General features: G+C 45.1%; 10 protein-coding genes. All 10 read left to right on the forward strand.

Going from position 1 to position 15,660, the window contains the following annotated elements; all coding sequences use genetic code 11:
- Nucleotides 1–2: 2 nt before the first annotated feature.
- The 10 genes from murC to carB all read left to right on the forward strand — a co-directional run bounded on the left by murC (nucleotide 3) and on the right by carB (nucleotide 15,656).
- The gene (murC, locus tag AB4307_RS07390) at nucleotides 3–1,463 is read left to right on the forward strand and encodes a UDP-N-acetylmuramate--L-alanine ligase (RefSeq protein WP_017059288.1); all 1,461 of its coding nucleotides are present in this window, start codon (nucleotides 3–5) and stop codon (nucleotides 1,461–1,463) included.
- A gap of 278 nt (nucleotides 1,464–1,741) precedes the next feature.
- Nucleotides 1,742–2,434, forward strand: coding sequence for a cell division protein FtsQ/DivIB (locus AB4307_RS07395; RefSeq protein WP_017059290.1), 693 nt, complete (start codon nucleotides 1,742–1,744; stop codon nucleotides 2,432–2,434).
- Nucleotides 2,427–3,695, forward strand: coding sequence for a cell division protein FtsA (ftsA, locus tag AB4307_RS07400; protein WP_010434747.1), 1,269 nt, complete (start codon nucleotides 2,427–2,429; stop codon nucleotides 3,693–3,695). Before AB4307_RS07395 ends, ftsA begins: the two co-directional genes overlap by 8 nt.
- A 31-nt stretch (nucleotides 3,696–3,726) precedes the next feature.
- A complete protein-coding gene (gene ftsZ, locus AB4307_RS07405) occupies nucleotides 3,727–4,956 on the forward strand; it encodes a cell division protein FtsZ (RefSeq protein ID WP_017059291.1) in 1,230 nt (409 codons plus the stop codon).
- A gap of 96 nt (nucleotides 4,957–5,052) precedes the next feature.
- Nucleotides 5,053–5,970, forward strand: coding sequence for a UDP-3-O-acyl-N-acetylglucosamine deacetylase (lpxC, locus tag AB4307_RS07410; RefSeq protein WP_010434751.1), 918 nt, complete (start codon nucleotides 5,053–5,055; stop codon nucleotides 5,968–5,970).
- A gap of 390 nt (nucleotides 5,971–6,360) precedes the next feature.
- The gene (secA, locus tag AB4307_RS07415) at nucleotides 6,361–9,087 is read left to right on the forward strand and encodes a preprotein translocase subunit SecA (protein ID WP_017066234.1); all 2,727 of its coding nucleotides are present in this window, start codon (nucleotides 6,361–6,363) and stop codon (nucleotides 9,085–9,087) included.
- Nucleotides 9,088–9,435: 348 nt separating this feature from the next.
- A complete protein-coding gene (gene mutT, locus AB4307_RS07420; protein ID WP_017062897.1) occupies nucleotides 9,436–9,834 on the forward strand; it encodes an 8-oxo-dGTP diphosphatase MutT in 399 nt (132 codons plus the stop codon).
- A 92-nt stretch (nucleotides 9,835–9,926) separates the two neighbouring features.
- Nucleotides 9,927–10,751: a 4-hydroxy-tetrahydrodipicolinate reductase gene (gene dapB / locus AB4307_RS07425; protein ID WP_372131520.1), complete on the forward strand. Its 825-nt coding sequence runs from the start codon at nucleotides 9,927–9,929 to the stop codon at nucleotides 10,749–10,751.
- A gap of 503 nt (nucleotides 10,752–11,254) precedes the next feature.
- The gene (gene carA, locus AB4307_RS07430; RefSeq protein ID WP_010434758.1) at nucleotides 11,255–12,409 is read left to right on the forward strand and encodes a glutamine-hydrolyzing carbamoyl-phosphate synthase small subunit; all 1,155 of its coding nucleotides are present in this window, start codon (nucleotides 11,255–11,257) and stop codon (nucleotides 12,407–12,409) included.
- 16 nt (nucleotides 12,410–12,425) lie between these two features.
- Entirely contained in the window at nucleotides 12,426–15,656 is a 3,231-nt protein-coding gene (carB, locus tag AB4307_RS07435; RefSeq protein ID WP_061019048.1) for a carbamoyl-phosphate synthase large subunit, read from the forward strand.
- Nucleotides 15,657–15,660: the final 4 nt, after the last annotated feature.

The raw sequence follows: 15,660 nt of genomic DNA on the forward strand, positions 1-15,660 counted from the left end.
TGATGACGATTGAACATACCCAAGACTTAGCGCAAATCCGTGCAATGGTGCCAGAGATGCGCCGTGTTAAATCTATCCACTTCATTGGTATTGGTGGTGCCGGAATGAGCGGGATTGCTGAAGTCTTGCTAAATGAAGGCTACCAGATCACGGGTTCTGATATTGCTCAAAACCCAGTGACTGATCGTTTAGTTAGCAAGGGTGCGACCGTTTATATCGGTCACCAAGCGAGTAACGTTGCCGACGCAAGTGTGGTGGTTGTTTCAACCGCTATCAACGAAGAAAACCCAGAAATTATTGCAGCTCGTGAAGCGCGCACACCGATCGTTCGTCGTGCAGAAATGCTGGCTGAGCTGATGCGTTTTCGTCACGGTATTGCTGTGGCAGGTACGCACGGTAAAACAACCACGACTGCGCTAGTGACACAGATTTACTCGGAAGCCGGCCTAGATCCAACCTTCGTAAACGGTGGTTTGGTTAAAAGTGCTGGTACTAACGCACGTTTAGGTTCAAGCCGTATTCTTATCGCTGAAGCCGATGAGAGTGATGCTTCATTTTTACATCTGCAACCTATGGTTAGTATCGTAACTAACATTGAAGCGGATCATATGGATACCTACGGCGGCGATTTTGAAACGCTAAAGCAGACGTTTATTGATTTTTTACACAACCTACCATTCTACGGTCAGGCTGTGATGTGTGTTGATGATCCAGTAGTGCGTGAGCTTATTCCTCAGGTAAGTCGCCAGGTGATTACTTACGGTTTCTCTGAAGATGCGGATATTCGTATTGAGAACTACGTACAAGAAGGCCAGCAAGGCAAATTCACAGTGGTACGTGAAGGTAAAGCTAACCTTGATATCACGTTAAACATTCCAGGTCGTCACAATGCATTGAATGCATCCGCGGCGATTGCTGTTGCAACAGAAGATGACATCAGCGATGAAGCGATTCTCAAAGCGATGGCGGGAACGGAAGGCACGGGTCGCCGTTTCGATCACCTAGGTGAGTATGAAACAGGTAAAGGCGTTGCAATGCTGGTCGATGATTACGGTCATCACCCAACCGAAGTTGATGTGACGATTCAAGCTGCTCGTAGTGGCTGGACTGATAAACGTCTTGTTATGATCTTCCAACCGCACCGTTATAGCCGTACTCGCGATCTGTATGATGATTTCGCGAACGTTCTTGAGCAGGTTGATGTCCTAATTCTGTTAGATGTTTATTCTGCAGGTGAGAAACCGATTGCAGGGGCTGACGGACGTTCATTAAGTCGAACTATTCGTGGGCGTGGTAAGATAGACCCAATCTTTGTTGCCGATATCAACGCACTGCCATCGGCTTTAGCCAACGTAATTCAAGGCGGTGACCTTGTTTTAACGCAGGGTGCAGGCGATGTTGGTCGAGTAGCGAAGCAGTTGGAATCGTTACAGTTAGACATTAATAAAATGCAGAACGCGTAACAGAATACTGTCTACAGACTGTGGTCAATCGCTCACTTCTTGCGATTGACCTAAAATTGACCAAAAATCTTATTATCAACGTTTGATAGTTTGATTTTGCTCAGTATAATTCATAGGTTAAAGTAAGTGCTTTTACCTCTATTACGAAGATAGGGAATAGAATTGCGAACCAACGACAGGGAATGCGGGCTTTGGTAGAAAGTACTTTTAGCGAAAACCGCCACCTATTCAGTTTACCGTCGCTCAAGAAACACGCCTTAGGCGGGTCTTTTTTTGTCATGGTATTGCTATTCATTGGGTTTCTTTTCTATACCACACTAACTTGGATGTGGGACGATCAGCGATTGCCTCTCTCCAAAATAGTACTTCAAGGCGACTTAACTTACGTAACCGCTGGTGATGTTCAACATGCCTTTAGCGAGCTAGAGCACATTGGAACCTTCATGTCGCAAGACATCGGTGTGTTGCAAGACAGTTTAGAAGCGTTACCTTGGGTTTCAGTGGTCTCCATTCGTAAGCAGTGGCCAGACACAATAAAAGTATTTTTGACTGAGTACCATGCGGCAGCAATCTGGAACGGTAACATGCTGCTGAATGACGATGGTCAGGTGTTTAATGGTGATATCGGCCTGTTGAAGGGCGATAGAGTTAAGCTTTACGGCCCAGACGGCACCAGCCAAGAAGTGATAGAAAAGTGGCGACAGATAACCCCTTTGATTAACAGTCTAGGGTTAACCGTTACCTCTCTCGTTCTCAATGAGCGTCGCGCTTGGCAAATAATCCTAGATAACGGTATCCGTTTAGAACTAGGTAAAGATTCTTTAGATGAGCGTGTTGAACGCTTCATTTCGCTTTACAACGAACTTGGTAGTAAAGCGAATCAAGTGAGCTACATCGACCTCAGGTATGATACGGGAGCCGCTGTAGGCTGGTTTCCAGAGCAAGAGTTAGAAGAGAGCACAGATGACTAAGACCGCAGATGACAACATAATCGTTGGTCTTGATATAGGCACTGCGACCATATCAGCTCTGGTTGGTGAAATATTGCCTGATGGTCAAATCAATATCATTGGTTCTGGGCAAAGCCCATCCAGAGGTATGGATAAAGGTGGTGTAAACGACCTAGAGTCGGTAGTTAAGTCGGTTCAGCGAGCTATTGATCAAGCAGAGTTGATGGCGGAATGCCAAATCAGCAATGTATTTATCTCGCTATCGGGTAAACATATCGCAAGCCGAATTGAAAAAGGCATGGGCACTATCTCTGATGAAGAGGTGTCTCAAGACGATATGGATCGAGCGATCCATACCGCGAAATCAATTAAAATAGGTGATGAGCAGAGAATTCTGCACGTGATCCCACAAGAATTTACCATTGATTATCAAGAAGGGATTAAGAACCCACTTGGCTTATCTGGTGTTCGAATGGAAGTCAGTGTTCACCTAATTTCTTGCCATAGCGACATGGCGAGAAACATTATTAAAGCTGTTGAACGATGTGGTCTCACAGTAGAACAAATCGTGTTTTCAGGACTTGCCTCAAGCAATGCGGTAATTACTGAAGACGAGAGAGAGCTTGGAGTATGTGTTGTCGATATCGGTGCGGGTACAATGGATATTTCCATTTGGACTGGCGGCGCACTTCGACACACAGAAGTCTTTTCCTACGCAGGAAATGCAGTAACCAGTGATATTGCCTTCGCTTTCGGCACGCCAGTGAGCGATGCTGAAGAGATAAAAGTAAACCATGGTTGCGCTCTGAGTGAACTCGTAAGCAAGGATGACTCTGTTAACGTCCCAAGTGTTGGTGGTCGCCCATCGAGAAGTTTGCAACGACAAACTTTGTCGGAAGTGATTGAACCACGTTACACTGAACTTATGGGTCTCGTTAACCAAACTATTGATACGGTTCAATTACAGCTACGAGATGAAGGTATTAAACACCACCTTGCAGCTGGCGTCGTTCTCACTGGTGGAGCGGCACAAATTGACGGATTGGTAGAGTGTGCGGAACGTGTTTTCCGCAATCAAGTTCGAGTTGGTAAGCCGTTAGAAGTTAGTGGCTTAACTGACTATGTTAAAGAGCCGTATCATTCTACGGCGGTTGGTTTACTTCATTACGCAAGAGATTGTCAGATCAGTGATGAAGGTGATTACAGCGAACCTAAGCGTTCAGCACCTTCTATGTCTGGTTTATTTGGCAAATTGCGTAATTGGATACAAAAAGAGTTTTAACCTGAGTTGCAGGAAAAAACGGAGATAACACATGTTTGAACCGATGATGGAAATGTCTGACGATGCAGTAATTAAAGTCGTTGGAGTTGGTGGCGGTGGCGGTAACGCTGTTGAGCACATGGTACGTGAATCAATCGAAGGCGTAGAATTCATCAGTGTTAACACTGATGCACAAGCACTTCGTAAAACAAGCGTGAGCAGCGTGATCCAAATTGGTGGTGATATCACTAAAGGTTTGGGCGCTGGTGCAAACCCACAAGTAGGCCGTGATGCAGCTCTCGAAGATCGAGAAAGAATTAAAGAAGTTCTAACTGGCGCCGATATGGTATTTATCGCAGCTGGTATGGGCGGTGGGACTGGTACAGGTGCTGCTCCAGTTATTGCTGAAGTTGCGAAAGAGTTGGGTGTGCTGACGGTTGCTGTTGTAACTAAGCCATTTAGCTTTGAAGGCAAAAAGCGTTTAGCGTTTGCTGAGCAAGGTATTGAAGAGCTTTCTAAACATGTGGATTCATTAATTACGATTCCAAATGAAAAGCTACTTAAAGTACTTGGCCGCGGCGTAACTCTGCTAGAAGCTTTCGCAAGTGCAAATGATGTACTTAAAAACGCTGTACAAGGTATCGCTGAGCTAATTACTCGCCCTGGTATGATTAACGTCGATTTCGCGGATGTTCGCACCGTAATGTCTGAGATGGGTCATGCAATGATGGGTAGCGGTATCGCAAAAGGTGAAGACCGTGCTGAAGAAGCTGCTGAAACAGCAATTTCTAGCCCACTACTAGAAGACATCGACCTAGCTGGCGCGCGTGGCGTTCTTGTGAACATCACTGCAGGCCTAGATATGCGTCTAGATGAGTTCGAAACAGTAGGTAATACAGTTAAGGCATTCGCATCTGATAATGCAACAGTTGTGATTGGTACTTCTCTAGACCCTGATATGACAGATGAAATCCGCGTAACTGTTGTTGCAACAGGTATCGGCACAGAGAAAAAACCAGACATTACATTAGTTGCTGGTGGTAAAGCTAAGGTTGCACCAACTCCTCAACCACAGGTAGCGGCTCAAACTGCACCAAAAGTGGAAGAGAAAGTGGCACAACCATTGCAAGAAAAAACTGAGGTTAAACCTCAAGTTAAGCCGCAACCAACAACGTCACCTGTTTCTTCAGGTACAGGCGCTAGCCAAAGTGCAGCACCTAAGGCTGAGAAAGAGAGTGGATACTTAGATATTCCAGCATTCTTACGACGTCAGGCTGATTAACAAATACCCAAAATTTGACTATCGTCGAATTAATGGTAAAATTCGCGGTCGGTAAATACTGACCGTGATTTGTAGCACTGATAACGAGGCAAGCAGATGATCAGACAACGTACTCTGAAAGAAATTGTGAAAACAACTGGTGTGGGTCTCCACTCTGGTCGTAAAGTCACACTTACTCTTCGCCCGGCAGCTGCAAATACAGGTATTGTTTATCGTCGTACAGATGTAAATCCACCTGTAGATTTCCCAGCTGATCCAGCGTCAGTTCGTGACACTATGCTATGTACAGCTCTTGTTAATGACGAAGGCGTACGTATCTCTACAGTGGAACACCTTAACGCAGCTTTAGCGGGTATGGGCATCGACAACATTATTGTTGAAGTAGATGCACCTGAGATCCCAATTATGGATGGTAGCGCAAGCCCATTCGTATACTTGCTACAGCAAGCGGGTGTAGAAACACTGAATGCAGCGAAGCGTTTTATTCGTATCAAAAAGCCTATCCGTTTTGAAGATGGCGATAAGTGGGCAGAATTTGTTCCATTTAACGGCTTCCGTATGGACTTTGAGATCGACTTTAACCATCCCGCGATTGAATCTGATGAGCAACGTTTGTTGTTTGATTTCTCTTCACAAGGTTTTGTGAAAGAAATTTCTCGCGCTCGTACTTTCGGTTTCATGCGTGATATTGAGTATCTACAATCCCAAAATCTAGTACTTGGTGGTAGCTTTGATAATGCTATCGTACTTGACGAGTACCGAATTCTTAATGAAGAAGGTCTACGTTTTGACAATGAGTTCGTAACTCATAAAGTACTAGACGCGATTGGTGACCTTTACATGTGTGGACACGCTATTATTGGTGAGTTCCGTGCATACAAATCAGGTCATGGCCTAAACAACCAACTACTACGTGCAGTACTTGCTGACGCAGAAGCTTGGGAATGGGCAACATTCGAAGAAGAAGTAGGCTCTCCTGTTGCATTTGCTGAGCCAGGAATGGTTCTAGCGTAATTGTTGTTTACAGCAATATAAGATTTCGAAAACCAGGTCATTGACCTGGTTTTTTTGTATCTATTTTCCAGATACAGTGTCGTCAACATCCGAAAGTTGTCTCCCAATGAGCTGCAGTCTGGCTAATCCATCAGCAATTAGAAAGAAAAGTTCCAAGCACATCAAACAAATGGGGTTATAAATGGTTGTTGGTGTGAAAATTACTTACACTAAAGGGCATTAATTTTAACTCAAGCCTTGAAAACTCTACTCTCAAGTACAATATCAAAGATACTAGATTTATCTCAGTATCCTTGGTTAGTAACTGAAGACTAGTTCATAGCTAGTAGAGACACTGACGGCATTTAAAATAGATCGCGGACGATCTGAGAACGAAGAGATTCCAAGCACATGATTACTAAGCTGCTGACAAAGGTAATTGGCAGTCGCAATGACAGAACACTGCGCCGCCTTAGAAAAATTGTAAAAGAAATTAATAACTACGAACCAACGTTTGAAGCTCTTTCAGACGAAGAGCTAAAAGCAAAAACGGTTGAGTTTCGTGAGCGCTTAGATAAAGGTGAATCGCTAGACCAACTTCTACCTGAAGCATTTGCTACGGTACGTGAAGCGTCTAAGCGTGTTTACGGCATGCGTCACTTTGACGTGCAAATGATTGGTGGCATGGTTCTAAATGCTGGCCAAATTGCAGAAATGCGTACTGGTGAAGGTAAGACTCTTACAGCAACCCTACCAGCTTATCTTAACGCCCTACCTAGCAAAGGTGTTCACGTAGTAACGGTGAACGACTACCTAGCGAAGCGTGATGCGGAAACAAACCGCCCATTATTTGAATTCCTTGGTATGACTGTTGGCGTAAACGTGCCAAACATGGCTCCACCAGAGAAGAAAGAAGCGTACCAAGCGGATATCCTATACGGAACAAACAACGAGTTTGGCTTCGATTACCTACGTGACAACATGGCTTTCCGTGCTGAAGATCGTGTTCAACGTGAGCGCTTCTTTGCTGTTGTCGATGAGGTTGACTCAATCTTAATCGATGAAGCTCGTACTCCACTTATTATCTCTGGCCCAGCTGAAGATAGTTCAGATCTTTACACGCGTATTAACACGTTGATCCCTAACCTTGAGCGCCAAGATAAAGAAGATTCTGAAGAGTACCGTGGTGAAGGTCACTACACCATGGACGAGAAATCGAAACAGGTTCACCTGACTGAAAACGGTCAAGAATTTGTAGAAGAGCTAATGGTCAAAAACGGCCTGATGGAAGAGGGTGATACGCTTTACTCTCCAACTAATATCAGCCTATTGCACCATGTTAATGCAGCGCTGCGTGCACACGTACTGTTTGAGAAAGACGTCGACTACATCGTTACTGAAGAAGGCGAAGTGGTTATCGTTGATGAACATACTGGTCGTACTATGCCAGGTCGTCGTTGGTCTGAAGGTTTACACCAAGCTGTTGAAGCTAAAGAAGGTGTGAAGATTCAGAATGAAAACCAGACGCTAGCATCGATTACATTCCAGAACTTCTTCCGTCTATACGAAAAACTGTCAGGTATGACAGGTACAGCCGATACAGAAGCTTTCGAATTTCAGTCTATCTACGGCCTAGAAACAGTGGTTATCCCAACCAACAAGCCTATGGTTCGTAACGATATGCCAGATGTGGTTTATCGTACCGAAGAAGACAAGTTCAATGCGATCATTGAAGACATCAAAGACCGTGTAGCTGCTGGTCAGCCATCATTGGTTGGTACGGTTTCTATCGAGAAGTCTGAACTACTGTCTAACGCACTGAAAAAAGCAAAAATTAAGCACAGCGTTCTAAATGCTAAATTCCACGAAATGGAAGCAGAGATCGTTGCACAAGCTGGTATGCCGAGTGCGGTAACTATCGCAACTAACATGGCTGGTCGTGGTACCGATATCGTATTAGGTGGTAGCTGGCAGGCACAAGTTGAGAAGCTAGAGAATCCAACCAAAGAGCAGATCGAGAAGATCAAAGCTGACTGGAGAGTAATCCACGATAAAGTGCTTGAGTCAGGTGGTCTGCACATCATTGGTACTGAGCGTCATGAATCTCGCCGTATCGACAACCAGCTACGTGGTCGTTCTGGTCGTCAAGGTGATGCGGGTTCTTCTCGTTTCTACCTATCAATGGAAGATTCTCTGCTACGTATCTTCACATCGGATCGTATGGCTGGTCTTATCCAAAGTGGTATGGACGAAGGCGAAGCGATCGAATCTAAGATGCTTTCTCGCTCAATTGAAAAAGCACAACGTAAAGTTGAAGGTCGTAACTTCGATATTCGTAAGCAGCTTCTTGAGTACGATGATGTAGCCAATGACCAACGTAAAGTGGTTTATGAGCTTCGTGATGAACTGATGAGCTCTGACGATATCAGCGAGATGATCGAACACAACCGTGAAGATGTATTGGCATCAGTGATTGATGAATACATCGCACCTCAGTCTCTTGAAGATATGTGGGATATCGCGGGTCTGCAAGATCGTCTGAAGAATGACTTCGATCTAGACTTTGATATTCAAGGTTGGTTAGACGAAGACGACAAGCTTTATGAAGAAGCATTGCGTGAGCGTATTCTTGCTATGGCGGTTGATTCGTACAAACAGAAAGAAGAAGTGGTTGGTGCTCAAGTACTGCGTAACTTCGAGAAATCTGTGATGCTACAAACGCTAGACGGCCTTTGGAAAGAGCACTTGGCTGCGATGGATCACCTTCGTCAAGGTATCCACTTACGTGGTTATGCTCAGAAGAACCCGAAACAAGAGTACAAGCGCGAGTCGTTTGAACTGTTTGAAGGCCTACTAGATGTACTGAAAACAGACGTTGTTACCATCCTTTCTAAAGTGCGCGTTCAGCAACAAGAAGAAGTTGAAAAGATGGAAGCTCAACGTCAAGCTCAAGCTGAAGAAGCGGCGCGTCGTGCACAAGCGCAACATGCAACAGCTGAAAACCAGCTAGCTGACGATGAAGCTGAAGCGGCATCTCCACAAACGGTAGTGCGTGACGAGCGTAAAGTTGGCCGTAACGAGCCATGCCCATGTGGTAGCGGTAAGAAGTACAAGCAGTGTCACGGTAAAATCGCGTAAGTTTAATGAATCGTTGCTGTAGCGCATGATAGCTGCGTTGGTGGTACTCACTTACAGTCGTAAGCTCCGTGCCACCGCCTTGCTCTCATACACTACAACTTAGCTTCATAAAACTGACAAATAGAATATAAAGAGTCGCTTAGGCGGCTCTTTTTGTATGTAAATTTCATGGCTTACTTTGTTACGCAAGGAAGTTGTCATTCCCTATAGCGAGGAGTGAGCGTAGTAGGGAATCTTGTTTAGTTAGGCTCGCGTAGTTTTAGATCCCCAACTCAGTCGTTCCTCTTTCTTGAGGATGACGTATTTAGGGACTATGTGAGTTCAGCGTTTTATTAAGGAACACCATCAATGAAAAGAATCCATATCGTAGCGGGTATTATCTTCAATCAAGATAAGTCACAGGTCTTTATCACTAAGCGTCCAGATGACAAGCACAAAGGTGGCTTCTGGGAATTTCCAGGTGGCAAGGTTGAAGAGGGCGAAACTATTGAGCAAGCGATGACTCGCGAGCTTGATGAAGAGGTCGGTATCAAGGTGACCGAGCAGTCTCTGTTTGAGCATCTTGAATTTGATTACACGGATAAGTCACTTAAGTTCGATTTCATTCTCGTGACTGATTTTGAAGAGCAGCCTTATGGTAAAGAAGGTCAGCAAGGTGAATGGGTAAGCCTAGAATCATTGAATCAATACGCCTTCCCAGAGGCAAATGTGCCAATTTTAGAGCGAGTAATAAAAGAGTTTTCGTAATTGCTAGCCTGAGTTTGAGATTGTTGTTAGTTTAAAGAGATTAATCGATTGAACGTTGCTGCAAGAGATAAGTGGCAACGGTAACCAAAACAATGGAGATATTCGCAGTGGTAAGAATTGCAATTGCAGGAGCAGCGGGCCGCATGGGCCGCAACTTGGTGAAAGCCGCTCATCATAATTTAGAAGCAAGTGTTGGAGCTGGTTCAGAGCGTCCAGAGTCATCTTTGGTCGGCGTAGATGTCGGCGAGTTATGCGGTGAAGGTCGTTTTGATGTTGCTTTAGTCGATGATTTGTCTAAAGCCATCGAAGAGTTTGATGTGATTGTCGATTTTACTGCCCCTGTTAGCACATTAGCGAATATTGAACTTTGTAAACGTCACGGTAAAAAACTGATCATCGGTACAACGGGCTTCTCTGAAGAAGAGAAGCAGGTGATTGATGCTGCTTCAAAAGAGATGGCTATCGTAATGGCACCTAACTACAGCGTTGGTCTGAACCTGGTCTTTAAGCTGCTAGAGAAGGCCGCTAAAGTGATGGGCGATTACTGTGATGTCGAGATCGTTGAGGCTCATCACCGTCATAAAGTCGATGCACCGTCAGGTACTGCGATTGGTATGGGCGAAGCTATTGCGGGTGCTATGGGCAATGAGCTGAACGATGTAGCTGTATGGTCACGCGAGGGTATTACTGGCGAGCGCACTAAAGATGAGATTGGTTTCGCGACGATTCGTGCCGGTGACATTATTGGTGAACACACCGCTATGTTTGCTGATATCGGTGAACGAGTGGAAATTACACATAAAGCCACTGATCGAATGACCTTTGCTAATGGCGCAATCAAGGCCGCGGTTTGGTTAAATGATAAACCAGCAGGCTTTTATACCATGACGGATGTGCTTGGTTTGAATGATCTATAAATAGATATTTATGCGCTGGCAATTGCCGGCGCTTTCTTTATTTGGTGCATTTTCCTTAGTAATCTCACTTCTCCGATCTTCCTTCTACTTTCTTCTTATCGCCTTTTTGACTCCATTTCTATGCTGTTTATGTGGTCTTTAGTGTGTTTTTTGTTTTAGATCTTTAAATTGTCATGTTTTCTCTTGGTATTTATCGATTGCGTTTTGTTGCTGATATTTTTATCACTCTATGGTTGGCTAAAATGAGGAGTGAAAATTAGAAAATCGTAATATTCGAGCTAAATGCGCATGAAAGTTGAACTTTTGGAGCTTTGAGGGGGTAAATTGAATTAGTCCTTACAAATGTTTAATTTCTTTTGAGTTAAATGTTGACACGTATCACGCAGATCACTAAAATACCGCCAATTTGTCTAATTTCCATAAACACGCAGTTTTTGGTGTTGCAGGAAGGTAGATTTGCAAATTAAATCAATTTTAATGCATTTTTATTTCTGGAGGTTGTCTTGAAGAAGTCAGCACTACTCGTCCTAGAAGATGGGACAGTATTTCACGGTGAAGCCATTGGCGCTGTAGGTTCTGCAGTTGGTGAAGTCGTTTTTAATACCTCGATGACGGGGTACCAAGAAATCCTCACTGATCCTTCCTATTCTCAACAAATCGTTACCCTTACTTACCCTCACATTGGCAATACCGGAACCAATTCCGAAGACGAAGAATCTTCTTCAATCCACGCTCAAGGCCTTGTGATTCGCGATCTCCCTCTAATCGCTTCTAACTTCCGTAATGAACAATCCCTTTCTGATTACCTTAAGTCGCAAAACGTTGTTGGTATCGCTGATATTGATACTCGTAAGTTGACGCGTATTCTTCGTGAAAAAGGCGCACAGAACGGTTGTATTGTAGCTGGCTCTTCAGTAAACGACGGAAACCTAGACGAAGCTCTAGCTCTTGCTAAAGCAAAAGAATTCCCTGGCCTGAAAGGTATGGACCTTGCGAAAGAAGTTACAACAAAAGAAGCGTATCAATGGAAACAAGGTTCGTGGACGCTTACGGGTGGACTTCCTGAAGCGAAAGCAGACTCAGAATTGCCATACCACGTTGTTGCTTATGACTTCGGTGCAAAACGAAACATCCTACGAATGCTTGTTGACCGCGGCTGCCGCCTAACGGTTGTTCCTGCTGAGACTTCAGCTGAAGAAGTACTTGCTCTGAACCCAGACGGTGTTTTCCTTTCAAATGGCCCTGGTGACCCAGAACCATGTACTTACGCAATTGAAGCGACAAAAGTGTTCCTAGAAAAAGGCTTACCAATCTTCGGTATCTGTCTAGGTCACCAGATTCTTGCTCTTGCGTCAGGCGCTAAGACAGTGAAGATGAAGTTTGGTCACCACGGCGCAAACCACCCGGTTAAAGATTTAGATCGTGATGTTGTGATGATTACTTCGCAAAACCACGGCTTTGCTGCTGACGAAGAAACCCTTCCAGAGACACTACGTGCAACGCACAAATCACTATTTGATGGTTCTCTACAAGGTATTCACCGAACAGACAAACCAGCATTCAGCTTCCAAGGTCACCCTGAAGCAAGCCCAGGTCCAGAAGACGCAGCGCCGTTATTCGACCACTTTATTGAACTAATCAAACAGCACACAGCGTAATTCGGAGTAGTAGACAATGCCAAAACGTACTGACATTAAAAGTATTCTTATTCTAGGTGCTGGCCCGATCGTTATCGGCCAAGCATGTGAGTTCGATTACTCTGGTGCTCAAGCTTGTAAAGCGCTTCGCGAAGAAGGTTACCGAGTTATTCTTGTAAACTCGAACCCAGCGACAATCATGACTGACCCAGACATGGCAGATGCAACTTACATCGAGCCTATCCAATGGGAAGTTGTGCGTAACATCATCGCTAAAGAGAAGCCTGATGCAGTTCTACCTACTATGGGTGGCCAAACTGCATTGAACTGTGCTCTAGACCTAGAAAAGCACGGCGTTCTTGAAGAGTTCGGTGTTGAAATGATTGGTGCAACGGCTGACGCTATCGATAAAGCAGAAGACCGTTCACGCTTCGATAAAGCAATGAAAGCAATTGGCCTTGAGTGTCCAACTGCTGATACAGCGAAAACGATGGAAGAAGCTTACAAAGTTTTAGACATGGTTGGCTTCCCTTGTATCATTCGTCCATCGTTCACGATGGGTGGTACTGGTGGCGGTATCGCTTACAACAAAGAAGAATTTGAAGAAATCTGTCGTCGTGGTTTGGATCTATCTCCAACTAATGAACTTCTTATCGATGAATCACTTATCGGTTGGAAAGAGTACGAGATGGAAGTGGTTCGTGACAAAAACGACAACTGCATCATCGTATGTGCGATTGAAAACTTCGACCCAATGGGTATTCACACAGGTGACTCAATCACTGTGGCTCCAGCTCAAACGCTGACAGACAAAGAATACCAACTAATGCGTAACGCATCTCTAGCAGTACTGCGTGAGATTGGTGTTGAAACAGGTGGTTCAAACGTACAGTTTGGTATCAACCCGAAAGATGGCCGTATGGTTATCATCGAGATGAACCCGCGTGTATCTCGCTCTTCTGCACTAGCATCTAAAGCAACAGGTTTCCCAATCGCTAAGATTGCTGCGAAACTGGCTGTTGGCTTCACGCTAGACGAGCTAATGAATGACATCACTGGCGGCGCAACTCCAGCATCATTCGAACCAACAATCGACTACGTAGTAACTAAGATTCCTCGTTTTAACTTCGAGAAATTTGCAGGTGCTAACGACCGTCTAACGACTCAAATGAAGTCTGTTGGTGAAGTTATGGCTATCGGCCGTAACCAACAAGAATCTCTACAAAAAGCACTTCGCGGCCTAGAAGTTGGCGCGACTGGTTTTGACGAAATGGTAGACCTAGATGCACCTGATGCTCTAACGACTATCCGTCACGAACTGAAAGAAGCTGGCGCAGAGCGTATTTGGTACATCGCTGACGCATTCCGTGCTGGTATGTCGGTAGATGGTGTATTCAACCTAACGCAAATCGACCGTTGGTTCCTAGTTCAAATCGAAGACATCGTTAAGCTAGAGCAAGAACTGAAAGCAAAAGGCTTTGCTGGTCTGAACAAAGACGAGCTAAACAAGCTTAAGCGTAAAGGTTTTGCAGATGCGCGCCTATCTAAGATTCTAGGTGTAGCAGAAAGCGAAATCCGTCGTCTGCGTGACCAATACGATATCCACCCAGTGTACAAGCGTGTAGATACGTGTGCGGCTGAGTTCTCTTCTGATACAGCTTACATGTACTCATCTTACGATGACGAGTGTGAAGCGAACCCAACAGACAAAGACAAGATCATGATTCTAGGCGGCGGTCCAAACCGTATCGGCCAAGGTATTGAATTTGACTACTGTTGTGTACACGCATCACTAGCACTACGTGAAGATGGCTACGAAACTATCATGGTTAACTGTAACCCTGAGACAGTTTCTACAGACTACGATACATCTGACCGTCTGTACTTCGAACCAGTAACTCTGGAAGACGTACTAGCAATCGCTCGTGTTGAGAAGCCAAAAGGCGTTATCGTTCAGTACGGTGGTCAAACGCCACTTAAACTGGCTCGTGCTCTTGAAGCTGCTGGCGTACCAATCATCGGTACTAGCCCAGACGCAATCGACCGTGCAGAAGACCGTGAGCGTTTCCAAGTTGCTGTAGACCGTCTAGGCCTACTTCAACCAGAAAACGCAACAGTAACAACAATGGAGCAAGCGGTTGAGAAATCTCGCGAAATCGGCTTCCCACTTGTTGTACGTCCTTCTTACGTACTTGGTGGTCGTGCGATGGAAATCGTATACGACGAGCAAGATTTACGTCGCTACTTCAACGAAGCAGTAAGCGTTTCAAACGAATCTCCAGTACTACTTGATAGCTTCCTAGACGACGCTGTTGAAGTAGACGTAGATGCGATTTGTGACGGTGAGCGCGTTGTTATCGGCGGTATCATGGAACACATCGAACAAGCGGGTGTTCACTCAGGTGACTCAGCATGTTCTCTTCCTGCATACACGCTAAGCCAAGAGATCCAAGACGTAATGCGCGAGCAAGTTGAAAAGCTAGCGTTCGAGTTGGGTGTTCGTGGTCTGATGAACACGCAGTTTGCTGTTAAGAACAATGAAGTGTACCTAATCGAGGTTAACCCTCGTGCAGCACGTACGGTTCCATTCGTATCTAAAGCAACTGGCGCGCCAATCGCTAAGATTGCAGCTCGTGTAATGGCGGGTCAATCTCTAGAGTCTCAAGGCTTTACGAAAGAAATCATCCCACCTTACTACTCAGTGAAAGAAGTTGTACTTCCATTCAACAAGTTCCCTGGTGTTGACCCGCTGTTAGGCCCAGAAATGCGCTCTACTGGTGAAGTTATGGGTGTTGGTGCGACGTTCGCAGAAGCATACTCTAAAGCTGAATTGGGTTGTGGTAACATCTACCCAGAAGGCGGTCGTGCACTTCTTTCTGTTCGCGAAGGCGACAAAGAGCGTGTTGTTGACCTAGCATCTAAGCTATCTAAGCTTGGTTACCAGCTAGACGCAACTCACGGTACTGCGGTTATCCTTGGCGAAGCGGGCATCAACCCACGTCTAGTAAACAAGGTACACGAAGGTCGTCCTCACATTCTTGACCGTATCAAGAACAACGAGTACACGTACATCGTGAACACTGCAGCTGGCCGTCAAGCGATTGAAGATTCTAAAGTTCTTCGTCGTGGTGCACTTGCTGAGAAAGTTAACTACACGACTACGCTAAACGCTGCATTCGCGACTTGTATGGCGCACACTGCAGACGCGAAAACGTCAGTAACTTCAGTTCAAGAGCTACACGCTCAGGTTAAAGCTTCTCAAGCTTAATCGC

Origin of the sequence: Vibrio sp. 10N.261.52.C2 (genome assembly GCF_041471425.1) — a bacterium.
Taxonomy (GTDB): domain Bacteria; phylum Pseudomonadota; class Gammaproteobacteria; order Enterobacterales; family Vibrionaceae; genus Vibrio; species Vibrio crassostreae_C.

Coding starts and splice junctions, on each gene's coding strand:
- ftsZ (WP_017059291.1), top strand. CDS start 3,727: ATGTTTGAACCGATGATGGAAATGTCTGACGATGCAGTAATTAAAGTC.
- dapB (WP_372131520.1), top strand. CDS start 9,927: ATGGAGATATTCGCAGTGGTAAGAATTGCAATTGCAGGAGCAGCGGGC.
- secA (WP_017066234.1), top strand. CDS start 6,361: ATGATTACTAAGCTGCTGACAAAGGTAATTGGCAGTCGCAATGACAGA.
- murC (WP_017059288.1), top strand. CDS start 3: ATGACGATTGAACATACCCAAGACTTAGCGCAAATCCGTGCAATGGTG.
- carB (WP_061019048.1), top strand. CDS start 12,426: ATGCCAAAACGTACTGACATTAAAAGTATTCTTATTCTAGGTGCTGGC.
- ftsA (WP_010434747.1), top strand. CDS start 2,427: ATGACTAAGACCGCAGATGACAACATAATCGTTGGTCTTGATATAGGC.
- lpxC (WP_010434751.1), top strand. CDS start 5,053: ATGATCAGACAACGTACTCTGAAAGAAATTGTGAAAACAACTGGTGTG.
- AB4307_RS07395 (WP_017059290.1), top strand. CDS start 1,742: ATGGTATTGCTATTCATTGGGTTTCTTTTCTATACCACACTAACTTGG.
- mutT (WP_017062897.1), top strand. CDS start 9,436: ATGAAAAGAATCCATATCGTAGCGGGTATTATCTTCAATCAAGATAAG.